Annotated in this window: 22 protein-coding genes; 14 read left to right on the forward strand and 8 right to left on the reverse strand. The window is 67.5% G+C overall.

What is annotated here, in order from left to right:
* Nucleotides 1-97: 97 nt before the first annotated feature.
* The 4 genes from BM115_RS18825 to fetB all read left to right on the forward strand — a co-directional run bounded on the left by BM115_RS18825 (nucleotide 98) and on the right by fetB (nucleotide 3,929).
* Nucleotides 98-1,360 carry an alkyl sulfatase dimerization domain-containing protein gene (locus BM115_RS18825; RefSeq protein WP_092297367.1) on the forward strand — a complete coding sequence of 421 codons (1,263 nt, stop codon included), beginning with the start codon at nucleotides 98-100 and terminating at the stop codon, nucleotides 1,358-1,360.
* 9 nt (nucleotides 1,361-1,369) lie between these two features.
* Nucleotides 1,370-2,398 (forward strand): Bug family tripartite tricarboxylate transporter substrate binding protein, encoded by a 1,029-nt coding sequence (locus BM115_RS18830; RefSeq protein WP_092297465.1) that lies wholly within the window; start codon nucleotides 1,370-1,372, stop codon nucleotides 2,396-2,398.
* A gap of 119 nt (nucleotides 2,399-2,517) precedes the next feature.
* Entirely contained in the window at nucleotides 2,518-3,135 is a 618-nt protein-coding gene (locus tag BM115_RS18835; RefSeq protein WP_092297370.1) for an ABC transporter ATP-binding protein, read from the forward strand.
* Nucleotides 3,132-3,929 (forward strand): ABC transporter permease, encoded by a 798-nt coding sequence (gene fetB, locus BM115_RS18840; protein WP_092297373.1) that lies wholly within the window; start codon nucleotides 3,132-3,134, stop codon nucleotides 3,927-3,929. Before BM115_RS18835 ends, fetB begins: the two co-directional genes overlap by 4 nt.
* 86 nt (nucleotides 3,930-4,015) lie before the next feature.
* Here the strand turns inward: fetB and BM115_RS18845 are convergent, their stop codons facing one another.
* Nucleotides 4,016-4,735, reverse strand: coding sequence for a GntR family transcriptional regulator (locus BM115_RS18845; protein WP_092297376.1), 720 nt, complete (start codon nucleotides 4,733-4,735; stop codon nucleotides 4,016-4,018).
* Between the two features lie 193 nt (nucleotides 4,736-4,928).
* On the opposite strand from BM115_RS18845, the gene BM115_RS18850 reads away from it, so the two are divergent.
* The 5 genes from BM115_RS18850 to BM115_RS18870 all read left to right on the forward strand — a co-directional run bounded on the left by BM115_RS18850 (nucleotide 4,929) and on the right by BM115_RS18870 (nucleotide 10,445).
* On the forward strand, nucleotides 4,929-6,230 hold the full coding sequence (locus BM115_RS18850; RefSeq protein WP_092297379.1) for an MFS transporter: 1,302 nt from the start codon (nucleotides 4,929-4,931) through the stop codon (nucleotides 6,228-6,230).
* A 25-nt stretch (nucleotides 6,231-6,255) separates the two neighbouring features.
* Entirely contained in the window at nucleotides 6,256-7,449 is a 1,194-nt protein-coding gene (locus BM115_RS18855; RefSeq protein WP_092297382.1) for a serine hydrolase domain-containing protein, read from the forward strand.
* Nucleotides 7,450-7,512: 63 nt separating this feature from the next.
* Nucleotides 7,513-8,241, forward strand: coding sequence for a maleate cis-trans isomerase family protein (locus BM115_RS18860; RefSeq protein WP_092297385.1), 729 nt, complete (start codon nucleotides 7,513-7,515; stop codon nucleotides 8,239-8,241).
* 27 nt (nucleotides 8,242-8,268) lie between these two features.
* Entirely contained in the window at nucleotides 8,269-9,687 is a 1,419-nt protein-coding gene (gene hydA, locus BM115_RS18865) for a dihydropyrimidinase (protein WP_092297468.1), read from the forward strand.
* 11 nt (nucleotides 9,688-9,698) lie between these two features.
* A complete protein-coding gene (locus BM115_RS18870) occupies nucleotides 9,699-10,445 on the forward strand; it encodes an aspartate/glutamate racemase family protein (RefSeq protein ID WP_092297470.1) in 747 nt (248 codons plus the stop codon).
* On the opposite strand, the gene BM115_RS18875 is transcribed toward BM115_RS18870, so the two are convergent.
* From BM115_RS18875 to BM115_RS18895, 5 genes are all read right to left on the reverse strand, one after another.
* Complete coding sequence (locus BM115_RS18875; RefSeq protein ID WP_092297388.1) at nucleotides 10,442-11,515, reverse strand: alpha-hydroxy acid oxidase; 1,074 nt, start codon at nucleotides 11,513-11,515, stop codon at nucleotides 10,442-10,444. The genes BM115_RS18870 and BM115_RS18875 overlap by 4 nt on opposite strands.
* Nucleotides 11,516-11,520: 5 nt before the next feature.
* A complete protein-coding gene (locus BM115_RS18880) occupies nucleotides 11,521-12,207 on the reverse strand; it encodes a Fe2+-dependent dioxygenase (RefSeq protein ID WP_092297391.1) in 687 nt (228 codons plus the stop codon).
* A 58-nt stretch (nucleotides 12,208-12,265) separates the two neighbouring features.
* Complete coding sequence (locus BM115_RS18885; protein ID WP_177219963.1) at nucleotides 12,266-14,539, reverse strand: TonB-dependent receptor; 2,274 nt, start codon at nucleotides 14,537-14,539, stop codon at nucleotides 12,266-12,268.
* 220 nt (nucleotides 14,540-14,759) lie between these two features.
* A complete protein-coding gene (locus BM115_RS18890; RefSeq protein ID WP_177219964.1) occupies nucleotides 14,760-16,172 on the reverse strand; it encodes an ATP-binding protein in 1,413 nt (470 codons plus the stop codon).
* Nucleotides 16,169-16,909, reverse strand: coding sequence for a response regulator (locus BM115_RS18895; RefSeq protein ID WP_092297398.1), 741 nt, complete (start codon nucleotides 16,907-16,909; stop codon nucleotides 16,169-16,171). The genes BM115_RS18890 and BM115_RS18895 overlap by 4 nt, the downstream gene beginning before the upstream one ends.
* Nucleotides 16,910-17,102: 193 nt before the next feature.
* Here BM115_RS18895 and BM115_RS18900 point away from each other — a divergent pair, with 193 nt between their 5' ends.
* From BM115_RS18900 to BM115_RS18920, 5 genes are all read left to right on the forward strand, one after another.
* On the forward strand, nucleotides 17,103-17,615 hold the full coding sequence (locus BM115_RS18900; RefSeq protein WP_092297402.1) for a sigma-70 family RNA polymerase sigma factor: 513 nt from the start codon (nucleotides 17,103-17,105) through the stop codon (nucleotides 17,613-17,615).
* A complete protein-coding gene (locus tag BM115_RS18905; protein ID WP_092297405.1) occupies nucleotides 17,608-18,594 on the forward strand; it encodes a FecR domain-containing protein in 987 nt (328 codons plus the stop codon). Before BM115_RS18900 ends, BM115_RS18905 begins: the two co-directional genes overlap by 8 nt.
* Before the next feature lie 100 nt (nucleotides 18,595-18,694).
* Complete coding sequence (locus tag BM115_RS18910) at nucleotides 18,695-20,947, forward strand: TonB-dependent receptor (RefSeq protein WP_092297408.1); 2,253 nt, start codon at nucleotides 18,695-18,697, stop codon at nucleotides 20,945-20,947.
* On the forward strand, nucleotides 20,886-23,333 hold the full coding sequence (locus BM115_RS18915) for a TonB-dependent receptor (RefSeq protein WP_255370898.1): 2,448 nt from the start codon (nucleotides 20,886-20,888) through the stop codon (nucleotides 23,331-23,333). The genes BM115_RS18910 and BM115_RS18915 overlap by 62 nt, the downstream gene beginning before the upstream one ends.
* A gap of 280 nt (nucleotides 23,334-23,613) precedes the next feature.
* Complete coding sequence (locus BM115_RS18920) at nucleotides 23,614-24,117, forward strand: helix-turn-helix transcriptional regulator (RefSeq protein ID WP_092297411.1); 504 nt, start codon at nucleotides 23,614-23,616, stop codon at nucleotides 24,115-24,117.
* Nucleotides 24,118-24,138: 21 nt separating this feature from the next.
* Here the strand turns inward: BM115_RS18920 and BM115_RS18925 are convergent, their stop codons facing one another.
* Together BM115_RS18925 and BM115_RS18930 are read right to left on the reverse strand one after the other, a co-directional pair.
* The gene (locus BM115_RS18925) at nucleotides 24,139-24,699 is read right to left on the reverse strand and encodes a Fur family transcriptional regulator (protein ID WP_177219965.1); all 561 of its coding nucleotides are present in this window, start codon (nucleotides 24,697-24,699) and stop codon (nucleotides 24,139-24,141) included.
* 172 nt (nucleotides 24,700-24,871) lie between these two features.
* A partial coding sequence (locus BM115_RS18930; protein WP_092297479.1) for a UDP-glucose dehydrogenase family protein occupies nucleotides 24,872-25,757 on the reverse strand: 886 nt, incomplete at its 5' end.

Consider the following 25,757-nt stretch of genomic DNA (forward strand, 5'->3'; position numbering starts at 1 on the left):
CCGCAGGCTGCGCGCCGTGCCGGCCGGGGACTTTCCCCACTGACGATAGTGCGCCGTCTGCGCGTGAATATCCCTTCGCCAAACTGGAAGGGATGCCATGAACGAGATCGAGGATCGTCCGGCCGCACTGATCACCGGCAAGGGGATCGACCGCATTGCCGAGGGTGTCTGGCTGCTGCATGGACAGGGCCAGACCTTCGTCGCTGACGTCGGCGACGGCCTGCTGGTGGTGGACAGCGGCCCCGGCGGGTCCGTGACGGCCGGCATGATCGAGGCGCTGCGCACGCAGACCGAACTGCCGGTGATCGCGCTCTGCTACAGCCACGGCCACCTCGGCTACAACGCCGGCGTGCAGCAGTGGATCGACCATGCCGCGCAGCGCGGCGAACCGGCCCCGCGTGTGCTGGCCCATGTGAACGTGCTGGCGCGCCAGAGCCGCTACCGCGAAACGCAGCGGCTGCAGGAGCGCATGGCCGAGATCCAGTTCCGGCATCGCGCCGGGGCACTCGCTGGCAAGCTGCGGCATACCACGCCGTCCGAGACGTTCCGGGACGGCATGACCGTGGGCCATGGCGAACAGCGCGCGGAGATTCTTTGGGCACCCTCCGAGACCGACGACGCCGTGGCGGTCTGGCTGCCCGGCCGGCGGCTGCTCTATGGCGGCCCGGCCATCATCGATTCCATTCCCAATATCGGCACCCCGTTCCGCACCATGCGCGACACCGTGCGCTGGGCCGAGACGCTGGAGCGGCTGGCCGGCCTGCGCCCGCAGACCGTGGTGCGCGAGTTCGGCGCCACGCTGGAAGGGGAGGACATCTGCCAGCACGTGCTGCTGCACACGGCGCGGGCCTTGCGCTGGATGCGCCAGGAAGTGGTCCGCCTGATGAACGCCGGCTGCAACGAGCGGGAGATGCTGGCCGCGCTGCGGCCGCCGCCGGACCTGTTCGAGCAGCCGTGGATGCGGCCGACCTACGGCGACCCGAGCTATATCGCCCGCGATATCTATCGCTCCGAAAATGGCTGGTGGGACCGCAACGCCACCACGCTGCATCCAGCCCCGCCGCAGCAGGTGGCCAGCGAGATCGCGGCGGCCATCGACAACCATGGCGCGGTGGTACGGCATGCCCAGGCGCTGGCCGCGCATGGCGACCTGCAACTGGCGCTGCATGTGATCGACCTGCTGGCGCTGGCGCCCGGCGATGCGCCGCACGTGGTCGAGGCGCGCCAGCTCAAGGCGGAATGGCTGCGCGCACGGGCCAAACAGGTGCAGAGCTACGTGTCGCGCAGCCTGTACGTGGCTGCGGCCACGGTGCTGGAGGCGGGCGCGACGGCTGTGGATGACAACTTCGGCATGCATTGAGGGATGGCGATGACACGACTCCTTTCCCTTCCCGATGACGACGACACAGACGCCGGGCGCCGCAGGCTGCTGAAGTCGATGGCGATGCTTGGGCTCGCCGCCGCCGTGAATCCGATCCGAGCGACCCGTGCCGCCAACCCGTGGCCGTCCCGCCCGGTGCGGCTGGTGGTGCCGGGGTCCGCCGGCAGCGGTCCGGACCTGTTCGCCCGGCCTATCGCCGACCAACTCGGCAAGGTCCTCGGCCAGTCCTTCGTGATCGACAACAAGCCCGGCGCCACCGGCATCATCGGCAATGACATCGTGGCCAAGGCCGCGCCGGACGGCCATACGCTGCTGTTCACCTACGCGGCGACGGTGGTCATCAACCAGACCCTGCAGCCGAAGATGCCGTATGACGGGCTGCGCGACCTGATCCCCGTGGTGCAGGTCGGCGGCGGCGGCAACTTCCTGGCGGTAACGCCGGACTTCCCGGCGCGCGACCTGAAGTCCTTCGTCGAGCACGTGCGCTCGCGGCCGGACGCCTACGACTACGCGTCGTGGGGCATCGGCTCCGGCGGCCACCTGACCATGGAGGCCCTGAAGATGCAGACGGGCATCCGCCTCCGGCATGTGCCGTACAAGACCGTGCCGCAGATCCTGAACGACATGCAGGGTGGCATCGTGCGGGTGGCCTTTGTCGATACCTCCTCGTCGGTGCCGCTGATCCGTGCCGGCAAGCTGCGCGCGCTGGCCATCAGCGGCACCCGGCGCGGGCCGGCCACGCCCGAGGTGCGGACCATGACCGAGCAGGGCTATCCATTCGAGACGAATAGCTGGTACGGCATGTTCGCGCCGGCGGGCACCAGCGCCGCCATCGTGCAGCGGCTGAACGCGGAGGTGAACCGGATCCTGACCAGCCCGGCCATGCGCGAGCGCTTCCTGCTGCTGAATATGGCGATGCCGCCGGTCAAGACGCCGGAGCAGTTCGCGCAGACCGTGCGCGACGATGTCTCGGTCTGGGGCAACGTGATCCGCACCAACCACATCACCGTCGACTGACCAACAAAAAGGGCGGGTGGGCGATGAGAGCAAGACCGCGCGGACCGATAATCTGCGCTTAAGGAAATCGCGGTAGGCTGTGGTCCCCACAACTGTGCCGACGCTCACCCGTGCGCCCGATGGACGGTCATCTTCATATCCACAACCTGACCGGCCATGGCCGGGGTCCCTATACCTTCGACGTGCCGCCGGGCAAATGCACGGTGCTGTCTGGCGCGTCCGGTAGCGGCAAGAGCCTTTTGCTGCGCATGATTGCCGACCTCGACCCCAATGACGGCGACGTGCGGCTCGGCAATCTGTCGCGCGAGGCCCTGAGCGGGCCGGCCTGGCGGCGCGAGGTCATCTATGTGGCCGCCGAGTCGGGCTGGTGGGCCGACGATGTGCGCGCCCATTTCGGCGAAGAGGACGCGATCGACCCCCGGCTCGACCAACTGGCCCGGCATCTTTGCCTGCGCGCGGACATCCTCGCGGCCCCCGTCAGCCATCTCTCCACCGGCGAGCGGCAACGCCTGGCGTTGCTGCGGGCTGTCATGCGCCGGCCGCGCTTCCTGCTGCTCGATGAGCCCACGTCCGCGCTGGACCGCGATACCACGCTCGCCGTGGAAGCGGTGCTGAAGCGGGTGATGACCGAAGGCATCGGCCTCCTGGTGGTCTCCCATAACGAGGAACAGGCGGCCCGGCTGCGCAATGCGCAGTTCCGGCTGTGCCAGAACGGGCTGGAGGCCGTGTCCCCATGAGTCCGATCCTGTTGACCACGGGCGATCTGGTGCTCGCCAGCCTGCTGATCGTGGCGGGCGCCGCGCTGTCGCTGGCGATGTCCCTGCACATCCATCGCACCCTGCTGTGGGCGGCGGTGCGCATGGTGGTGCAGCTGATGCTGGTGGGGTTGATCCTGCGGGCGGTATTTGAGCTGTCGTCGCCGTGGGTGACGCTGCTGGTGGTGCTGGCCATGATCCTGGCCGCCGCGCGCGAGGCCGGCAGCCGGCAGGAGCGCCGCTTCGATGCGCGCTGGCAGTTCATCATCGGGCTGGCCACGGTGAGCGTGCCCACGCTGGTCATCACGGTGCTGGCGCTGGTCACGGCGCTGCGGCCTTCACCGTGGTACGACGCCCGCCACGCCATCCCGCTGGCCGGCATCATCCTCGGGAATGCGATGAATGCCGCCAGCCTGACGCTGCAGGCCACCTTCACGGCCGCCTGGCACCAGCGCCAGGCCATCGACGCGCGGCTGGCACTGGGCGACGACCGCCACACGGCCCTGCGCCCCATCCTTCGCCAGGCCGTGCGCAGCGGGTTGCTGCCGACCGTGAACACCATGGCGGCGGCCGGCATCATCACGCTGCCCGGCATCATGACCGGCCAGATCCTCGCGGGGATGGACCCGATCGACGCCGCACGCTACCAGATCCTGCTGATGTTCCTGCTGGCCGGCGGCAGCCTGCTGGCGGTGGTGCTGGCCGCCTGGCTGGCCGCGTGGCGGCTGACCGACGCCCGGCACCGGCTGCGGCTGGACCGCCTGCAGGTGCGGTGAAGCCTGCCGCGCCGGCTTACCAGCGCGTGCTCACCGTGGCAATCACCGTGCGGCCGTTGCCGCAGTAGCACTGGATCGTCGAGGCGCTAGCGCGAGGCGCCGGCCACCCGTGCGGCAGGTTCGGCCAGGGTCTGCTCGAGTACCCGCAGGACTTCCTTCGCGGTATTTTCGGAATGCTCGCGCAGGATCTGCGGCAGGCGTGGGCGGCCCGCTTCGCGCAGGGCGGCCATGATGGCCTCGTGTTCCTCGTGCGATTCCTGCCAGCGCAGCATTTCGGTGTTGGCCGCGCCCCGGGCGCGATGCACCTTGCTCATCAGCGTGGCGTAGATGCCGGACAGCACGGCGTTGTCCGCGCTATCGACGATCAGTTGGTGGATTTCCTGGTTGATGCGGAAGTAATCCGTGCGCCGGCCGGCCGCATGCGCGTCGATCATGGACTGGTGCTTGCGCTCGATCTTCGCCAGCGCCGCATCGCTCATGCGCCGCGCCACCAGTCCCCCGGCGTGGGCTTCCAGCCCGTGCAGGGTTTCAAAGGTTTCGCGCAGTTCCTCGAGGTCCAGCGGCGCCACGCGATAGCCGATGTATTGGCGATGCAGCACCAGCCCTTCGGACACCAGCACCTTCAGCGCCTCACGCAGGGGCGTCTTCGACACGTCGAACGCTTCGCAGAACGCTTTCTCGTCCATGCGGACCCCGGGCGGCAGCTCGCCCTCCTGAATCATCGTGCGCAGCCGCGCCGCGATTTCGGCGGACATGCCAAGTGTGCGGAGTCGGGCAGTTTTGGGCAGCGCTTGTGTCACGGACATCACCAGAATGGGGAAATTGCACTGAAGCGAAGCGTATCACACCCGGAATTGGTGCTTACCCTATGCATATAAATCAATGACTTACACGCGTTGTAATTACAGATTACGTATCCTATACTCCGTCACAGTTGCGCGACACCCGGATTAGAAACGCCTCGACAACGCAGCACCAAGGAGCAAGGAGACCCCCGTCATGCCATCCACGAGCCAGGCCGCCGCCACCATGCCGGCCCCGCGCAGCACCGTCCGCTGGAAGATCTTCCTGATGATGCTGTTCCTGATCGCGATCAACTACATCGACCGCGCGTCGTTGTCCGTGGCCATGCCGCTGATCGCGAAGGAGTTTGACCTCAGCCCCACCATGCAGGGCCTGATCCTCAGTTCGTTCTTCTGGACTTACGCCCTGATGCAGGTGCCGGGCGGCATGCTGGCGGACAAGTACAAGCCGCGCATCGTGATTGCCTGCGCCACCGTGTTCTGGGGCGCGTTCCAGGCCATGGCCGCCGTGTGCACCAGCGCCACGACGTTGCTGCTGACCCGCCTGGGCCTCGGTGCCGCCGAGGCGCCGATCTATCCGGCCGGCGGCAAGCTCAACGCCATCTGGATGACGCAGAACGAACGCGGCCGTGGTGCCACGCTGCTTGATGGCGGCGCGCCGCTCGGTGCCGCGCTGGGCGCCATCATCATCACCTGGCTGATTGCCGCGCTCGACTCCTGGCGCCTGGCCTTCGTCGTCGCCGGCGTGGGCACCGTCATCGCCGGCGCCGTGGCCTGGTGGTACATCCGCAATTCCCCGCGCCAGCACCCGGGCGTCAACGAACTCGAGGCCCGCTATATCGAGGAAGCCCAGGCCAGCGAGCATCGCGCCGAGCCGGCCAACCTGTCGGGCCGCTCGCTCGATTTCTTCAAGTACCGCTCGGTCTGGTGCATGGCCATCGGCTGGATGTGCTTCAACACCGTGTTCTACGGCCTGCTGACGTGGATGCCCAACTACCTGAACAAGGTGCACGGGTTCGACATCAAGGCGATGGGCGGTGCCAGCTTCATCATTTTCTTCAGCGGCTTCGTCGGCGAACTGATCGGCGGCTGGATCGCGGACAAGTGGAAGGAGGCCGGCGGCCGCCCCAACGTGGTGATGCGTACGCTGTTCGGCATCGCCGCCGTGGTCGCCACCGTGTCGATCTTCTCCGTGGCCTATGTCACCAACGCCACCGTGGTCGTGGCCCTGCTGTCCTCCACGCTGTTCTTCCTGCGCTGGTGCGGCCTGTTCTGGTGCATCCCGTCGATCCTGGGTACCCGTGACAAGATCGGCTTCCTGGGCGGCGTGATGAACCTCGGTGGCAATATCGGCGGCATCTGCGTGCCGATCATCGTCGGCATGATCGTGCAGTTCACCGGCTCGTACTTCCTGGCGCTGATGTTCTTTGCCGCCGCCGGCGTGGGCCTGCTGCTGTCGTCCACGGCTATCGACTACGAAAAGAAGATCCCGGTCTGACGGGCATCGGCTGGAGGAGACCATCATGCAACGATTCCACCCTGTCGTGGCGGCGCTGCTGGCCGCTGGCGCCTTGCTGGCCCAGCCGGCCATGGCCGGCACCGCCACTGCCACCGTCGAAGGCATTCCCACGGCACAGCCCGAGTCGGTCGGCGTGGATTCCACGCGGCTCGTCGCCTTGTCCGAATGGATCCGGCGCGACAAGCTCGACGTGCGCAGCCTGCTCGTCATCAAGGACGGCAAGATTGTGTTCGAGCGCTACGGCGACGGCCTCTCGCGGGACTACAACCACGAGCTTTACTCCGTCACCAAGTTCATCAGCGCGCTGCTGGTGGGCACGCTGGTCGGCGACGGCAAGCTCAGCGCGAGCGACGCGCCGGGCCCCAGGCTGGCCGCCGCGCGCCCCGACCTGGCCCCGTCACTGGCGGACAAGCAGCAGATCCAGCTCCGGCACCTGATGTCGATGTCGAGCGGGCTGTCGTACAAGCTGGTGGAGGGCACCGACACGCTGTACTACGGCGTGCCGGACCGCCTCAAGGTGGCCGCCTCGGCCAGTGTGCGCGCCAGGCCCGGCACGGAGTTCGACTACATCGACGTCAACCCGGTGCTGGTCGGCGCCACGATCAGCCAGGTCACGGGCATGCCGGAGCAGCAGTACGCCGCGCAGCGCCTGTTCAAGCCGCTGGGGATGTCGCACTACCGCTGGGACGGTGCCGACGGCAAAGGCGCGGTGTCCGGTGGCTGGGGGCTGCGCCTGCGCTCGCTCGACATGGCCCGGCTCGGCATGCTGATGCTGAACCAGGGCCGCTGGAACGGCCAGCAGATCGTGCCCGCATCGTGGGTGGCCCAGATGACCACGCCGTCCGGCCCCGCCGGGGACTACGGCTACTACTGCTGGGTCAACAACATCGTCAAGAGCGAGCGCGAGTTCAGCGCGATGGGCTACAAGGGGCAGTTCATCACGGTGCTGCCCAAGCAGAACGCGGTGATCGTCATGAACAGCATCATGTCGACGCAGGGCGGCCTGCGCGATGCGAAGTACCTGGACCTCTATCGCCAGATGGTTAACGACTACGTGCTTCCCGCGCTGCAGGCCGGCAACACCGTCAAGCCGGACGCCGCGCGACAAGCCGCGTTGAAGCGGGAACTGGAGCTGGCGCGTACCAGCCAGGGCGTGCCCGGCACGCAGCTCGCCTTCAACGACAAGCCCGAACAATAAAACCAATACAACCCGCAGAGGCGCCGCTCCCAGACGGTGCCCGCAAACTCCTGAGAACCAACCATGAGCAAACAGATTCGCCTTGGCATGCTGACGCCGTCTTCCAACACCGCGCTGGAGCCTATTACCAGCGCGATGGTCAGCGGCTTGCCCAACGTCAGCGCGCATTTCTCGCGCTTCACTGTCACCGAGATTTCGTTGCGTGACCAGGCGCTGGGTCAGTTCGACCTGGAGAAGATCCTCGCGGCGGCCCGCCTGCTGGCCGATGCCCGTGTCGACGTGATTGCGTGGAACGGCACGTCGTCCGGCTGGCTCGGCTTCGACCGTGACCAGGCGCTGTGCAAGCAGATCACCGAAGCTACCGGCATTCCCGCCACCACTTCGGTCCTGGCCCTGAACGAGATCCTCGAGAAGACCGGCGCGCGTCGCTTCGGCCTGGCCACGCCCTATCTCGATGACGTGCAGCAGCGCATCATCGCCAACTACCAGCGCAGCGGCATCGACTGCTCGGCGGAGCGCCACCTGGACCTCCACGTGAACTACAGCTTCGCCGAGGTCGAGGAAGACACCATCCGCACGATGGTGCGCGCGCTGGCGAAGGAGAACGTGCAGGCCATCTCCACGTTCTGCACCAACCTGCACGCCGCCCATCTGGCGGAGGAACTGGAAGCCGAGACGGGCATCCCGCTCTACGACACGATCTCCACGGTCGTGTGGAAGTCGCTGCGCCTGGCCGGCGTGGACACCCGCGCCCTCAAGGGCTGGGGCCGGCTGTTCCGCGAAGTCGAGTAATGAAGGACGCGTAACGGAGGGATGACCATGCCTGCAGACAACATTCTTGACCTCGTGATCCGCAATGCCGACGTGGTCACCGCTTCGGACCGCTTCCGCTGTGACATCGGCGTGCGCCACGGCCGCATCGTGGCGCTCGGGCACGACCTGCCCGCCGCCGCAACGGAAGTCGACGCCACGGGCCTGCTGGCCTTGCCCGGCGGCGTCGACGGCCATTGCCACCTGGACCAGCCCATGCCGGAAGGCATGCGCATGGCCGACGATTTCTTCACCGGCACGCGCGCGGCGGTGTGCGGCGGCACCACCACGGTGATCCCGTTCGCCGCGCAGGAGAAGGGCCATTCGCTGCGTGCGGCGGTGGCCGACTACCATCGCCGCGCCGAGGGCCGCGCGGTGATCGACTACGCCTTCCACCTGATCGTGGCGGACCCGACGCCCGCCGTGCTGCAGGACGAGCTGCCGGCGCTGATCCGCCAGGGCTACAGCTCGTTCAAGGTCTACATGACCTACGACGACCTGAAGCTGTCGGACCGCGAAATGCTGGAAGTGCTGGACGTGGCCCGCCAGAACAAGGCGCTGGTGATGGTGCATGCCGAGAATGCCGATTGCATCTCGTGGCTGACCGACAAGCTGGTGGGAGAAGGCCGCATCGCGCCGCGCTTCCACGGGCTGGCGCGCCCCGCCGTGGTGGAGCGGGAAGCCACGCATCGCGCGATCTCGTTCGCGGAACTGGTCGATGTGCCGATCCTGATCGTGCACGTGTCCGGCAAGGAAGCCATCGAGCAGATCCGCTGGGCGCAGGGCCGTGGCATGAAGATCCTCGCCGAGACCTGCCCGCAATACCTGTACCTGACCGCCGAAGACATGGGCCTGCCCGGCGACGACGGCTACGAAGGCGCCAAGTGCGTGTGCAGCCCGCCGCCGCGCGACCCGGAGAACCAGGCCGCCGTGTGGCGCGCGCTGGCCAACGGCGTGTTCAGCGTGTTCTCGTCCGACCACGCCCCGTTCAACTACGACGATCCCGAGGGCAAGAAGCTCGGCGGGACGGCGCAACCGTTCGACCACATCCCCAACGGCGTGCCAGGCATTGAGACCCGCCTGCCGCTGCTGTTCGATGGCGTGGCGCGCGGCAAGCTGTCCCTGCACCAGTTCGTCGAACTGACGGCGTACCGGCCAGCCAAGCTGTACGGGCTCTATCCGCGCAAGGGCACCATCGCGATTGGCGCCGATGCCGATATCGTGCTGTGGGATCCGGCGCGCCAGGTGCGCATCGCCAATAGCAACCTGCACCACGCCGTGGACTACACGCCGTACGAGGGCATCGAGGTGACCGGCTGGCCGATGACCACCTTCTCGCGCGGCGAAATGATCGTGCGCAATGGCGAATACCTGGAACCGACGGCCGGCCGTGGCCGGTTCCTCGAAGCGGGCCAACCCGAGATCTGATGGCGCAAACCATGAACCTGTTGATCGTCAATCCCAATATCAGCGCGTCGGTGACCGACCTGATCCACGCGGAGGCGCAGCGTACCGCCGCGCCGGAAACCCGCATCACGATGGCCACGGCGGCGTTTGGCGTGGCCTATATCGAAACCCGCTTCGAGGCGCTGGTGGGCGGCTATGCCACCGCGTGCGCGGCGGCCGAGCATGCCGGCCAGTTCGACGGGCTGGTGGTCGCCGCCTTCGGCGATCCCGGTCTGGCCGGCCTGAAGGAGCTGTTCGATGTGCCGGTCGTCGGCATGACCGAAGCCGCGCTGGCCAGCGCCTGCCTGCTGGGACAGCGCTTCTCAATCATCGCGATTTCGCATCGCATTGAAGCGTGGTATCGGGAGTGCGTGGCCGCCAATGGCCTGACGTCGCGCCTGGCCAGCATCCGCTCCTTGCAGTCGCCGCTGCGCGATATCGGCAGCGTGCAGGAGGACCACGCGGAACGGCTGGAGGCGATGAGCCTGCAAGCGGTGCGCGAGGACGGCGCCGATGTGATCATCGTGGCCGGTGCGCCGCTGGCCGGGCTGGCGCGCTCGCTCAAGGGGAAGATTCCGGTGCCCGTGGTGGATGGCGTGAGCAGCGCCGTGCGGCACTGCGAGTCGCTGGTGGCCCTGCAGGCCGGCAGCGCGCGGGAGGGCAGCTTCGCGCGGCCCCCGCAGAAGCCCAACACGGGCTTGCCACCGGCGCTGGCGCGGCTGCTGGCAGAGGGCCGTTAGAGCACGCTGGAAGGGCCGATGGCTGCGAGCGTGGGGCAACCCGCCAGCGCCATGGCCACTTCCAGTTCGGCTTGTAGCAACGTCAGCATATGGGCCACGCCGGGCATGCCGCCCACGGCCAGCGCATGCAGTACGGGCTGTCCGACCAGGACGGCCGAAGCCCCGAGTGCGATGGCCTTGACGATATCCGTCCCACGCCGCACGCCGCCGTCGAGCAGCACCGGCACGCGGCCGGCCACCGCCGTGGCGACGGCGGGCAGGCAGTCGATGGTCGCGGGAACGGTGTCCAGCGTCCGGCCCCCATGGTTGGAGACGATGATGCCCGAGACGCCGGCGTCCAACGCCGGGCCGACATCGGCCGGATTGAGCAGCCCCTTGACCAGCACCGGCAACGCCGTCTGCCGGCACAGCGCCTCGACATCGGCCCAGGTGGGCGCGTGGTCCAGCATGCCCTGGAAGACCGGGCTGCCGTGCGTGGCCCGGGCGGGCGGATTCGGCGGAAAGGCGTCCAGGTTCACCGGCCGGACATCGTCCGGCAGGCGGAATCCCGCACGCTGCTCGATATTGCGGATGCCGCTGACAGCGGCGTCGATGGTCAGGACGATCGCCTTGTAGCCGGCCTGTTCGGCCCGGCGCACCAGCGCCTGCGTGTCCTGCGGCCGGGTCTGGAAATAGAGCTGGAACCAGAGCGGCACCGTCGCGGCACGCGCTACCTCCTCCAGCGTCACGCTGGCCTGCGTGCTGACCGTCATCCACGTGCGCGTCAGCGAGGCCGCCTGCACCGTGGCCAGTTCGCCGTCCGGGTGCACCAGCTTGTGATACGCGGTGGGGGCCATCAGGATCGGATAGGCCAGCGTCTCCCCGAACAGGGTCTGCTGCGCGGACGCTCCCGACAGTTCGACAAGCGCCCGTGGCATCAGCCGCAGGCGCTGGAATGCGGCGCCGTTCTCGCGCTGCGTGATGCCATCCGCCGCCGCCCCGGCGATGTAGGCCCGGATCGACGGCTCCACCCGTGCGTGGAAGTGGCGCTCATAGTCGCCCAGCGACACGGTGTCCGGGGGAATCTGCATCGCGCTCACAGCTCGGACCAGCGCCTGAGCAGGTTGTGATAGTGGTTGACGAGGGACAGCACGGCAGGCTTGTCATCGCCCAGTTCCTTGCGGATCTCGATGATCGCCAGGTCCAGTTCGTAGAGCATGCTGCGCTGGCCCTCGTCCTTGACCAGCGACTGGGCCCAGAAGAACGACGCCCAGCGCGCGCCGCGCGTGACGGGCGTCACGGCATGCAGCGAGGACGCCGGATAGACCACCAGATGCCCCGCTGGCAGCTTCACCGAGTGGGAGCCGTAGAGATCCTGGATCACCAGTTCGCCGCCATCGTATTCGTCCGGATCGGACAGGAACAGCGTGCTGGACACATCGGCGCGAATCCGCATGCCGCCCGTGCCGGGCACGGTGCGGATGGCGTTGTCGACGTGGTTGCCGAAGGTCATGTCGCTTTCGTAGCGATTGAACATCGGCGGCAGCACTCGCAGCGGCAGCGCGGCGGAGTGATAGCGCTCGCTGCGGCCCAGGGCATTGAGAACGAGTTCGCCGAGTTCCTGCGCCTCGGCGCTCTCGACGGGAATCTGCAGGTTGCGCTTGGCCCTGGCGGCGAGGTCACCGGCCGACACGCGCCCGTCGATCCATTGCGATTGCTCGAGGCGGCCTCGGCAATACTGGATCTCGGCAGGGGTCAGCACATCGGGAATCTGGACAAGCATGGCGTTTGAGACGATGAAACGGTGAGGGCCGGCTGTCCGGCCGGCCCGGTACTTCAGCTTAGAACGTCATGCCGACGTTCAGCAGGAACGTGCGGCGCGAGGTCGGCACGGCACGCACGGCACCAAACGACGACTGGTAGTTCAGGTGGTTCGTGAGATTGTAGCCGTTCAGGGAGATGCGGTACTTGCCCTGCTTGTAGCCGATCATGGCATCCAGCGAGAAGTTGTCCGGCATCTTGGTGGTATTCGCCGAATCGGCCCAATAGCCGGTGGCGTACTGCAGGCCGCCGCCGATGGTCAGTTGGCCCGGCACCGGCAGGATCGAGTGGGGGATGTCGTACGCGGTCCACAGCGTAACGTTGTGACGCGCCACGCCCGGCGCCACGTTGCCCACCGTGGAAGCGGTGGAGGCCGACGTGACCTCGCCGTTCAGGTAGGCGTAGGCCACGTTGGCCGTCCAGCCGCCGACGATGCGCCCGCTCAGGCCCAGTTCCAGGCCACGGATGCGGCGGCCTTCGCCTGTATCGGAGAAGCCGTTGGTGATGTCGCCGGTGGTCGGGTCCACCGTGTAGGCGTTGGTCTTCTTCGTCTGGAAGAGGGCACCGGTCACGCCCAGGCGCTTGTCCAGGAAGTCGAGCTTGGCGCCCACTTCGATGGTGTCCGCGCGTTCCGGCTCGCTGTTGACGCCGTTCTGCGGCACTTCCGAGGCCACGCCGCCTACCGCCACGGCGATGTCCGTGCCGACCGGGCGATACGTGCGCGAGAACGACGTGTAGAACATGTAGTCCTTGGTCGGCTCCCAGATCGCGCTGATGGCCGGGCTCAGCTTCTTCGAGTCGGCGGCGCCGCCCAGCGACGAGGCGCTCGTGGCGTACTCGCTGCGGAAGTAATCCCAGCGCAGGCTGCCGAGCACCGAGATCTGTTCGGTCAGCCAGACGCGATCGTTCATGAACACGCCGACGTCGATGGCGTTGGCATCGCGCGTGCTGTTGTAGGCCACCGTGGCGTTCGGGCTGTTGTAGAAGACCGGGTTCACCACCGTCTGGTTGTTCATGCGGCCGGTCCACGTGCCCTGGTCGCGGTGATCGCGCTGGTACATGGTGTCCAGGCCGACCATCGCCTTGTGGCGGAAGCTGCCGGTATGGAACTCGCCCTTGGCGCTCAGCACGTTCTGGACGCCCCAGCCGCGCTGCAGGTAGCTCGAGCCGCCGCCGGCACCGTAGGACAGGGCCACGTTGCGGCCTGCCATCAGGGACTGGAGGTTGGCGTAGGACAGGGCGGCCGGGGCGGTCGACGAGAAGTCGCGCTCGTAGAAGCTGAAGCGCGTGTCGTTGCTGATGGTGATGCCGTTGTCGAGGCGCGTGAAGAAGTTCGACGAGACGATGTGCGCGTCGGTGGTGTCGCGGTCGGTGTTCCGGATGTACGAGGTGGAGGACGAGATGCCCGGCACGCCGTACTGCGTCAGCGGGCGATAGATGCCGTCGGCACCGGCCGCGACGGGCACGCCGTAGTCCGGCGCGCCGCTGCGGTGCAGGTAGGAGTAGTTAATGCGCCATTCGGTGCTGGTGCCCAGACCCGTGCCGAAGTCGATGGCCACGCCGCGACGGTCGTCGTCCACGTGATCGCGATCGGCCACGCGGCCGTTCTGGAACACGCCGTTCACGCGCAGCGCCGTCGTATCGTTCAGGCGGAAGTTGCTGTCCAGCGTGGTGCGATAGGTCGCGTCCGTGGCGAAGCCCTGGTCGATGCTGGTGCTGGTGTTCAGGTTGGCTTTCTTGGTGGTCTGGTTGATCAGGCCACCGATGTTGCCCACGCCGAAGCTCTCGCCGGACGGGCCCTTGATGACTTCCACGCTCTCGGTATTGAACGCGTCGCGCTTGTAGGCGCCGAAGTCGCGCAGGCCATCGACGTAGATATCGCCCTTGGCCGACAGGCCGCGAATGCGGAACTGGTCGCCGTTCTGGCCGCCGTTGCCTTCCCCGGTGGAGATGGTGATGCCCGGCACGTTCTTCAGGATCTGCTCCAGCGACGTGGCGTGCTGCTGCTCGATGATCTCCTGCGGCACCACGTTGATGGTCTTCGGCGTTTCCTTGACCGTGTCCTGCAGGCGGGAGATGCCCAGCGTCGCCTCGTTGGTGTTGCGCGAGGACTGGCCGACCACGGTGACCGGGGGCAGGACGTTGCTGGGCTTGGCCGTGCCGGCGGGCGCGTCTTCCTTGCCTGCCGTCTGGGCGTGGACGGCCAGCGGCAGGGTGGTGGCGGTCATGACCAGGCCTGCGGAGGCGCCCGAGACCAGCAGGCGGATCGCGCCCGATATTGCTTTTTGTTGCACTGTGACTCCAGCTTGATTGACAACGGACTTGACGTTCTGCCGTGCCCAAACTGGACCAGAGACCTTCCCCGTCAGAAGGTGGAATGCACATCGCCGCCGATAAGGCGGGCACTAGTCATCACGTCAAAATGAGAATGATTAGCATTTAATGTTGTCCGAGTTTGTTCGATTGTGGCGAAATGTTGCAGCGCTGTGAAAAGCGACGGCGGCGGGCCGGCGCCTAGTTCGGCAGTTCGATCACCGCACGCAGGCCGCCTTCCCGGCGATTTTGCAATGTGACGTCTCCGCCATGTGCGCGAATGCAGGAGCGGGCGATGGCCAGCCCGAGGCCCAGTCCGCCCCCCATGCCACCCGTGTCCATGCTGCGTGCGGAGTCCAGCCGGGCAAACGGCTCGAAGACCCGGCCCAGATGTTCCGGCGAGATGCCGGGGCCGCTGTCGTCGACCTCGATCCGCAAGGTCTGGCCCAGCGTGTCCGCCAGGACCGTGACGCACACGGCGCCGTAGCGCGCGGCGTTGTCGATCAGGTTGTTCAGCGCGCGCTTCAGATGCACGGGGCGGCAGCGGTAGAACGCCGCCGTATCCACGTGCGCGCTCCAGGCGACGTCGCGGCCCTGGATGCGGTGGCTGTCCACCACGTCGCCAACCAGTTCCCCGATCGGCACGTCCTGCGTGGCCTCCTGCAGGGCATCGTCGCGGGCAAACTGCAACGTTTCCTCCACCATTACGCTCATTTCCTCGAGCGTCTGGATCATGGCCTCGCGCAGTTCGGCATCGTCGATCAGCTCTACCCGGATGCGCAGCGAGGTCAGCGGCGTCCGCAGGTCATGGCCGATGGCGGCAATCATCTGCGTGCGCCCGTTGACGAAGCGCACCAGGTTCTCCTGCATGTCGTTGAATGCCTGGGTGATCTCGCGCACGCCGCTCAGCCCGTCCGGCCGGGGCAGCACCACCTGTTCGCCCCGGCTGACGCGCCGGGAGGCTTCCGTGAGCAGCCGGAGCGGCCGCATGATGCGCCGCCCGAACAGCAGCGCAATGAGCGCCGTGGGCAGCATGCCCACCAGCAGCGAGAAGGTCAGCACCCGGCTCCAGTGGGCGGGCAGCATGGTGGGCCAGTGCCGGCTCTCCAGCCATTGCCCGTCGGCGAGTTTGAGATCGACATCGAGCGCCCACGCGTGCGTGCCGCGGAATTCCCGCTCCAGCCAGTTGCTGTTGCCGGCCACGCGCTGGGCGGATTCCACCTGCCGCAGATGGACCTTGACCGATCCATCGGCCGGCAGCTTGAGCAGGGTGCGCAGCCGCTGCGCCAGCGCGCGTTCCTGGTCGCTCGGCTCGGCGATATCGGCATGATCGGCATGATCGGCATGATCGGGGCGCGGCGCGGTGGCCAGCCGGAACGTGGAATCCGGCAGGCTGATGTCCTCCAGCAGCATGTCCGGATCGGCCGAACGGCCCACCGCGCGGTAGGCGGACTGGATCCGCGTCTCGATCGAGCGGACGTACAAGGGGTGGATGGTCTCGTTGTCGGCACGCCACCAGGACAGCACCAGCACGGCGATGACATGGGCGGCCAGCATCGCCAGCAACCACAACGCCACGAGTTGCCCGGACAGGCTGCGCGGCAACCACTTCATGATTTTTCGACCGTGACCCGGGTGGCGAGCAGGTAGCCGTCGCCGCGCACGGTTTTCAGCATGGCCGGGCGCCGGGGGTCGCATTCCAGCTTCTTGCGCAGCCGGCTGATCTGGCTGTCGATGCTGCGATCGAAGGCCACCGTGTCGGTACGCTGGGTCAGGTCCAGGATCTGGCTGCGGCTCAGCACGCGGTTGGGGTGCTCCAGCAGGGTGCGCAGCAGGTGATATTCGGCGGTGCTGAGCGGCACTTCCTCGTCGGAGGGATTGCGCAGTTCGCGGGCGCGGGTATCGAGAGTCCACCCGCTGAAGAGGAAGCGGACTTCGGAAGGCGCCGGCGCGCGCCAGGCATCGGCGGGCAGTACGGGGGCCTGGTTACGGCGCAGCACGCTGCGGATCCGGGCCACCAGTTCGCGGGGGTCGAAGGGCTTGACCACGTAGTCGTCCGCGCCAATTTCCAGCCCGGCGATGCGATCCGCCTGATCGGTCACGGCGGTTAGCAGGATCACCGGGGTGCGCAGATGTTCGGACACATAACGGCACAGCGACAGGCCGTTCTCGCCGGGCAGCATCACATCGAGCACGATGAGACTGAAACTGCGCGCCTCCAGCCGTTCGCGCATGGCCCGGCCATCCTCCACTGCCTCGACTTCAAAGTCGAAGCGGCGCATATAGGTGGCTAATGGGTCACGTATGTTCTTGTGGTCATCGACCAGGAGGATGCTGGGGCGTACATCCATGGAGGGCAGTAATAAATAAGAATCATTCTATTTTACCGCAAAGCCGCTTGCGTTCCCGGAATCGCCCACGCCAAAGCTGTTGTTTGTGCGCGAAGCGGCGGCGGCGCGCTTGCCGGGGGCTTGCCCATCTTTTAAGATTGGAACAATTCTCATTTGTGTTTGGCTGCGCCAGGCATTTCACTCCCGAGGGCGCATGGCTGCCGCCGCTGAACCCGCAATCCAGGAACACGTCGACGCGCTCTACCAGGGCCACCACCGGTGGCTGCAGGGATGGCTCGGTCGCAAGCTTGGCAATGCCTGCGATGCGGCCGACCTCGCGCAGGACGTTTTCGTGCGCCTGCTGTGCCGGCAGCCCTGCGAGGTGCAGGAGCCGCGCACCTACCTGAGCGCCATCGCCAACGGTCTGGTGATCGACCTGTGGCGGCGCCGGGAACTCGAGACCGCCTGGCTCGAGACCCTCGCCCAACTGCCGGAGGCCCACGCGCCATCCCCGGAAAGCCGGCTCCAGTTCCTCGAAGCCCTGATCGCCATCGACCGCATGCTCGATTCGCTGAAGCCCAAGGTGCGCACCGCGTTCCTGTGGGCGCAGCTCGAAGGGCTGACTTGCCGGCAGATCGGGGAGCGCATGGGCGTCTCGCTGGCCACCGCCGAGCGCTACGTCGCGGCGGCGCTGCGGCAGTGCTACGCCATGCGTTTCGATGTCTGAGGCCGACGCGCCATCCATTCCCCTGCCTATCGTCGATCGCGCGATCGACTGGGCGGTCAAGCTCAACTTTGGCGAGCCCGACCCCGCCGCGCAGCGGGCGTTCGAGCAATGGCTGCAGGCGGACCCGCTCCACGGTCAGGCATGGCGGCGCATCCAGTCGATGCGGGCGGAGTTTTCCGGCGTGCCGTCCCGGCTGGCCCTCGATACCCTCCAGTCCGCCGATGCCCTCCGGGCCGCGCGCGCCCGCAAGCGCCGCCAGGTACTCCGCGTGATGGCGCTGGCAGGCGTGAGCGTCGTTGCCGCGTCCGGCGTGCGCGAGCTGGCGCCCTGGCAGCGCTGGGTGGCGGACGCGAGTACCGCCACGGGTGAGCAACGAACGCTGCGGCTGGCGGACGGCACCACGCTGGTCTTGAACACGGATACCGCCGTCGGCATCGCGCTGGAGGCGGACCGCCGCGTGATCACGCTGCGCCGGGGCGAAATCCTCGTCACGACGGGGCACGACGACCGCCCATTCTGGGTCCGCACGCCATCCGGCAGCATGCGTGCGCTGGGCACGCGGTTCATGGTCCGGCTCGACGGCGACCGCTCCCGCGTCAGCGTGCAGGAGGGCGCCGTGGCGCTGCATCCGGGTGGCGGCGGGGCCGGCGACATCGCCCGGCCGGGCACCACGTGGTGGCTGGCCGAGGACAGCGTCGCGCTGGCCCCGGCCCAGCCGTTCGCGGCCGATGGGTGGGCGGAAGGGGTGATCGCCGGCAACGACATGCGCCTTGCCGATGTGCTCGCCGAACTCGCGCGCTACCGGACCGGGCGCCTCGTCTGCGATCCACGGGTGGCCAACCTGCGGGTGTCCGGCGCCTATCACGTCGACGATACCGATAGGGCGCTGGCCTTCCTGTCCCAGACCTTGCCGGTCAGGGTGTCCTATCGCACCCGCTTCTGGGTCGTGGTGGGGCCGCAAGATGGCAGTGGCGGCTAGCCGTGGCCGTCTCGCTAAAAAAATCAAGAAATGTTGAGGGGATCTGGATTCTCGTCCGGCCTGTTCTTCAGGAACTCCATTCATACCGGAACAGGGAATCATGCTCGTCAACCGTCTTGCCACCATCGCCCGTACCCCCCGCCTTGCCAGCGCGCCGCAGCTCACGCCGCTGACGCTGGCCGTGCACGGCGCCGTCCTGTGTCTTGGCCTGATCGCCGGGGCCGCGCAGGCTCAATCGCCGAACGTCGCGCCGACGACCGCGCCGACGACCGCGCCGGCCGCCGCCCCGGACGCCGCCCCGGACGCGCCGACGCTGCCGGCCGTCACGGTCTCCGCCAGCACCGAGGGCGACCTGCCGCCGGCCTACGCGGGCGGCCAGGTGGCGCGCGGCGGGCGCATGGGCATGCTGGGCAACAAGGACGTGCTGGACACGCCGTTCGCCACCACCAACTACACGTCCCAGCGCATCGAGGATCAACAGGCCGTGACGCTGGCTGACGTGCTGAACAGCGACCCTTCGGTCCGCTTCACCGGGCAGACCGGTGGCGTCACGGACTCGTTCTTCATTCGCGGATTCCCGATCAACGAGGGCAATCTGTCCGAGATTGCGTTCGATGGCGTCTATGGCGTGTCGCCGAACTACCACCTGTTCACCGAATACATCGAACGCGTGGAAGTGCTGAAGGGCCCCGGCGCGCTGCTGTATGGCATGTCGCCGAACAGCGGTGTGGGCGGCGTGGTGAACATCGTGCCCAAGCGCCCGCTGGCCACCGACCTGACGCGCTTCACGCTCGATTACGCCTCCGACGCCCAGGTGGGCGGCGCGGTGGACCTGAGCCGCCGCTTTGGCGAAGAGAAGCAGTGGGGCATCCGCTTCAACGGCCTGCACCGCCAGGGCCCGACCGCGCTGGACAACCAGAAGTCCCGTGCCGAGGTGGCCGCGCTCTCGCTCGACTACAAGAGCGACCGCCTGCGCGCCTCGCTCGACGTGATCGAGCAGTACCAGTGGATCGACGCGCCGACGCGTCCGTTCCTGGTCGCCGCCGGCATTCAGGTGCCCGACGCCCCGGACGGCCGCCGCAACGTGACGCAGCCCTGGGGATGGTGGAAGTCCAACGACATCTCCACGTTGCTGCACGCCGAGTACGACGTGACCGACAACGTGACGATCTTTGCCGACGCCGGCGGCACCCGTTCCGACGTGGCGCGCCTGTCCGACCAGACGCCGACCATCCTGAACAGCAGCGGCGCGACCTCGGCCGTGCCGCAGAACTGGAAGTTCCAGGTCAACCGGTCGACCTTCGATACCGGCGTGCGCACCAAGTTCGAGACCGGCCCGGTCCGCCACGCGCTGGCGCTGCAGGCCAACCTCTATATGGACCGGATTGCCAACGCCAACGTGGCCGGCACGCCGGTGCTGTCCAATATCTACGCGCCGGTCGACCGCCCCGAGCAGCACATCGCCACGCCGCAACGGGTGCCGAAGGTATCGGACTCCACGCTCTCCGGCGTGGCGCTGGCTGACACGCTGAGCGCGCTCGATGACCGCGTCTCCCTGACCCTCGGCCTGCGCTACCAGCAGGTGAAGTCGGGCAACTACAACGCCAGCGGCGTGAAGACCGCTGACTACGACGAGAGCGCGGTCACCCCGCTGGCCGGCATCGTGTTCCGTCCGTGGCAGCAGGTGTCCTTCTACGCGAACTACGTGGAAGGGCTGAGCAAGGGCGACATCGCCCCGGCCACGGCTGCCAACGCCGGGCAGGTGTTCTCGCCCTACAAGACCAAGCAGAAGGAGGTGGGTGTCAAGGTCGACACCGGCAAGATGATGGCCACGCTGGCCGCGTTCCGCATGAACAAGCCCAGCGGCCAGCTCACCGGCACGATCTACAACGTCGACAGCGAGCAGCGCAACCAGGGCCTGGAGCTGACCCTGTCCGGCGAGGTGGTCAAGCACGTGCGCCTGCTGGGCGGCGTGACGTGGCTCGATGCCGAGCTGACCCGCACCAACAGCGCCGCCACGCTCGGCAACCGTCCGGTGGGCGTGCCTACCGTGATGGCCAATGTCGGCGCGGAATGGGACCTGCCCTGGGTGCCCGGCCTGACGCTGACCAGCGCGGTCAACTACACCGGCGGCGAGTACGTCAACCAGGCCAATACGCAGCGCGTGCCGTCCTGGACCACGGTGGACTTCGGGGCGCGCTACCGCACCTCGGTGTATGGCAAGCACACGACCTTCCGGGCCGGCCTGTTCAACGCCTTCAATCGCAACTACTGGTCCGGTGTTGCATCTTATGGAACCATTTCCCTCGGTGCGCCGCGTACCTTCCTGGCTTCGGTTTCCGTGGACTTCTGACGCATCGCCGGGGTGGTCGCTGACCGCCCTCGGCCTGGCCGTCTCCTCCGCGATGTCACTGTCGGCGTATGCCGAGGTGGCGCAGGTGGTCGCGCTGGCTGGCCAGGCCGGAACCTTCTCCATCGCGCCGGGCCCGCTGCACGCCACGCTGCTGCGGTTCGCGCGCGAGACCGGCATCGATCTTTCCTACGACACGGCCCTGCTCGGCGATTTGACGAGCCCGGGCCTGCACGGCACCTACACGATTCCCGATGGCGTGCGTGCGCTGCTCGAAGGCAGCGGCCTGCAGGCCGTGGCGCTGCCCGGCGGCGGATTTGCCGTGCGACGCGTGCCGACGCTGCCGACCGTGACCGTGACGGACGCGGCCCTGCACCCGGGGCAGCCGGCGCCCGGGTTTGCCGGCGACCAGATTGCGCGGACGGCGCGCCTCGGCATGCTGGGCGATACGGATGTGATGGACGCGCCGGTGCAGGTCCTCAGCTACACCGACACTGCCATCCGCGACCAGCAGGCGCAAACCGTGGGCGACATGGTGGCGAACGACGCCTCCGTGCGCTTCGCCAGCCAGCCCGGTGGCATCCTTGACGCCTTCACGATCCGCGGCTTCCCCGTGAACAGCGGCAACTTCGGCGAGGTGGCGCTGGACGGCATGTATGGCGTGGCGTCCAACTACCGCGTCTCCACCGGCTATATCGAACGCATCGAACTGATCAAGGGGCCCACCGGCCTGCTGACGGGCATGGCGCCGGGTGGCAGCGTCGGGGGCAGTCTCAACATCGTTCCTAAACGGGCCACGGACGCCGATCTGACCCGCGTGACGCTGGACTACGCCACGGCCGCGCAGCTGGGCGGCAATCTCGATCTGGGCCGGCGCTTCGGCCCGGGCGGCGCCTTCGGCGTGCGGGTGAACGGCAACTACCGGGCGGGCGAGACGGGGCTGGACAACCAGTCGCGCAATGCCGGCGCCGGCGCACTGGCGCTGGACTATCGCGGCCAGCGCCTGCGCGCGACGCTCGATGTCATCGACCAGTACGAGAAGATCCGCGCGCCGTCGCGGCTGCTGCATATCGTGCCGGGCATCGAGGTGCCCGAGGCGCCCAATGGCCGGCGCAACATCACGCAATCGTGGGAAAACTCGCGTATCCACGACCAGTCGCTGCTGGCCCGGGTGGAATATGACGTGGCCGACCACGTCACGTGGTTCGCCGGCGCGGGGGGCGGACGGACCCGCGTGGCCCGGCTGTTCGCCATCACGCCGACCATCGTCAACGCAGCCGGCGACGTGCTGGCGTCGGACTCGAACTATCGCTTCAACGTGGCCCGATCCAGCGCGGAGACCGGGCTGCGCGCCCGCTTCGATACCGGCCCGGTGCGCCACCGGGTCAGCGTGGTGGTGAATGCCTACCGGGATCAGCTCGACCGCAATCTGGTGAGCAGCGCCACGATCTCGCAGACGAACATGTACAACCCGGTGCCGCTGCCGGCCCAAGCCATCGACGCCCCGGCGAACGTGCCGAAGGTCTCGGAGAACTGGCTCTCGGGTGTGGCGCTGGCCGATACGCTGTCCCTGTGGGATGAGCGCGCGCAGCTGACGCTCGGCCTGCGCCACCAGCGCGTGCGGTCGGAAAACTTCCTGCCGACCGGCGGCACGGCGTCCAGCTATGACCAGACCGCGCTGACGCCGATGGTGGGGCTGGTGGTGAAGCCGGCGGATCATGTGTCGCTGTACGCGAACCGGATCGAAGGGCTGAGCCGGGGCGACACTGCGCCCAACAGCGCCAGCAACGCCGGCGAGGTCTTCGCGCCCTACAAGTCGCGCCAGTACGAGGTGGGGGTCAAGGTCGAGGGGCGGCAGATCATCGGCACGATCAGCGCGTTCCAGATCACCAAACCGGGCGGCCAGATAACGGGGGCGGTGTTCACGGCCGATGGGGCGCAGCGCAACCGGGGGCTGGAGTTCGCCCTGTACGGCACCCCGGTGACGGGGCTGCGCCTGCTGGCCAGCGCCATGGTGCTGGATGCCACGGTCACGGGCAGCACCGCGCCCGGCACGCAAGGCAAGGCGCCGATCGGCGTGGCGCCGCTACAGGCCAATTTCGGGGCGGAATGGGATACCGGCATGCTGCCGGGGCTGACGCTGACCGGCGCGGTGGCCTACACGGGCCACCAGTATGTGGATGCGGAAAACACCCAGCGCATTCCGCACTGGACCCGCCTCGACCTCGGCCTGCGCTATCGGACCACGGCGCAGCGCAAGCCGGTGGTGCTGCGGCTCAATGTCCGCAATGTGCTGAACACGCGCGGCTGGGCGGCGGTGGATGCCTACGGTGGCCTGGCTATCGCAGACCCACGGACCGTGCAGGTGTCGGTCTCGATGGACTTCTGAGGACGCTAGCGACGACAGCGACGTAAGCGGCAAACCGGGCCGGGGCGTTGCCGCCCGGGCCCGGTTGCGCGTGTCGGAGGTACTGTCAGTGTCCTCGGTGATTCAGTGCGGCTTGGAAGCCTGCCAGGACGCCGGCGTGCGCCTTTTCATCCACTTGGAGGCCCGCTTCGCGGATGGGGTTCGTCTCGTCTTTTCTTCAAAACGAGAAACAGTTACATTTCAATTCACCCGTTCCCACCCCGGCTCCGGCGCCATGCCGCGAGCCCGACATCTGCCCTCCATGCCGCCGAAGTTTCTGTTCCTGCTTGCTGTGTTTCCCGCCTATCAGATCTGGGACATCTGGCAACTGCATGGCGCGGTCGGCGTCAACTACCACCTCTTGGCCGAGACGGCAGCTACCGTCGTGTTCCTGTGGATCCTCACCGTCGTCTGGCGCGAGCGTCGCCGGACCGCGCGGGAGTTGGCCGAGCTGAAGACCTCGCGGCTGGCCGGGGAGCGCGCGGCGCAGGAGCGCGATGCCACGGCGCGCCAGTCGACCCGGGACTTCCTGAAGCAGATGCAGGCCCAGTTCGAGGCATGGCGGCTGACGCCAGCCGAGAAGGAGGTGGCGCTGCTGCTGGTGAAGGGGCTGTCGCTGGAAGCGATTGCGGGGCTGCGGGAGAGCGGCGCCAAGACGGTGCGCCAGCATGCCGCGAACATCTATGCGAAGGCCAAGCTGGAAGGGCGCCATCAGCTGGCGGCTTACTTCCTGGAAGACTTGATGGCGCCAGTCACGGTGGACTGAGCCAGCCGCCAGCCAACTACCTTAGCGGGCGCTGATATCGATGGCGCCATCAGCCTGGCACGCCGCGCAAAGGCCGACCCAGGCGGTCTGGACCAGCGCGTTGGGCGTCAGCCCGTGGCGCAGCAGGCGCCGGTTTTGCAGCGAGATCAGCGGGTCGTCGTGGATTTCCTCGATCCGCCGGCATTCGGTGCAATAGAAGTGGGTGTGCGCGGAATGGTCGGGCAGTTCGTAGAAGTTGATGCCGCTGCCCGAGCTGGGCACGAAGATCCGGGCCAGCAGGTTCAGGTGGGCCAGTTCATGGATGGCGCGCCGGAAGGTCGAGATGCCGGTGGCATCCGGCAGCCGCGTCATCGCGGCGCAGAGCTGCTCCGGGCTCATATGCCGGACGGGATGCTTGCGCAGCAACAGCAGGACCAGCCGGCGGGAGATCGTCGCAGGCAGGCCGGCGCGCCGCAGTGTCTCGTGGATCCACGCCGCATCTTCCCGCGAGCAGGTGACAGGGAGGGCGCGACCGTCCTCGGTCGGGGTGGACGGCGTCACCTCGTGCTGGAGTTCGGTTCTTCGCGCGGCAGAAACTTTCATCCTCGGGCTACGTGGCATGTCAGGGCGGCCGCGTGGGAACGCGACCAGATCGAGAATGCTAATAAGAACCGCCGCACGCTCGGGGCGGCCGCGGGGCCTTCAGGCACAAATGTCCCGTGGCTGGAGGCCGAAATCCGACGGTACGGGACAAATAGCCCGGACGATCTGTGACTTAAGCGGCATTTATCGTACCGCGCCCGATGGCGTGGTACTCGATGCCGGCGGCCGTCATGGCTTCCGGGTCGTACAGATTCCGGCCGTCGACGATGACCGGCGCCTTCAGGCTGGCGCGGATGGCGCGGAAGTCCGGGCTGCGGAAGACCTTCCACTCGGTGGCGATCACCAGCGCGTCGGCGCCCTGCAGGGCGTCCATCTGGGCATCGCAGAAATGCACCCGGGCGAAGCCGCCGGGGATGTCCGCAAGATCCGTCTCGATCACACGGCGCGCTTCGGCCATCGCCACCGGGTCGTGCACGCGCAGCGCGGCGCCGCGCGACACCAGCTCGCGCGCCAGCACCCGCGAGGGCGCTTCCCGCATGTCATCGGTATTCGGCTTGAAGGCGAGGCCCCAGATTGCGAAGGTCTTGCCCGTCAGGTCTTCCCCAAAGCGCTTGATGACCTTGTTGGCCAAGACCTGCTTCTGCGCGTCGTTGACGGCCTCCACGGCCTCCAGCACCCGCATCGGCTTGCCGTACGAGGTGGCCGTGCGCATCAGCGCCTGCACGTCCTTCGGGAAGCACGAGCCGCCGTAGCCGGCGCCGGCGTACAGGAAGCTGTAGCCGATGCGCGGGTCCGAGCCGATGCCGAGTCGGACAAGTTCGATGTCCGCACCGACCTCGTCAGCCAGGTTGGCCAGCTCGTTCATGAAGGAAATACGCGTCGCCAGCATCGAATTGGCCGCGTACTTGGTGAACTCGGCCGAGCGCACATCCATATAGAAGGTGCGCTCGTGGTTGCGGTTGAACGGCGAGTACAGCTCGCGCATGATGGCCTTGGCATGGCGGCCGGCCACGTCGGGCGAGCAGCCCAGCACGATGCGGTCCGGGCGCATGAAGTCT

The organism is Cupriavidus sp. OV096, assembly GCF_900115455.1.
Classification (GTDB): domain Bacteria; phylum Pseudomonadota; class Gammaproteobacteria; order Burkholderiales; family Burkholderiaceae; genus Cupriavidus.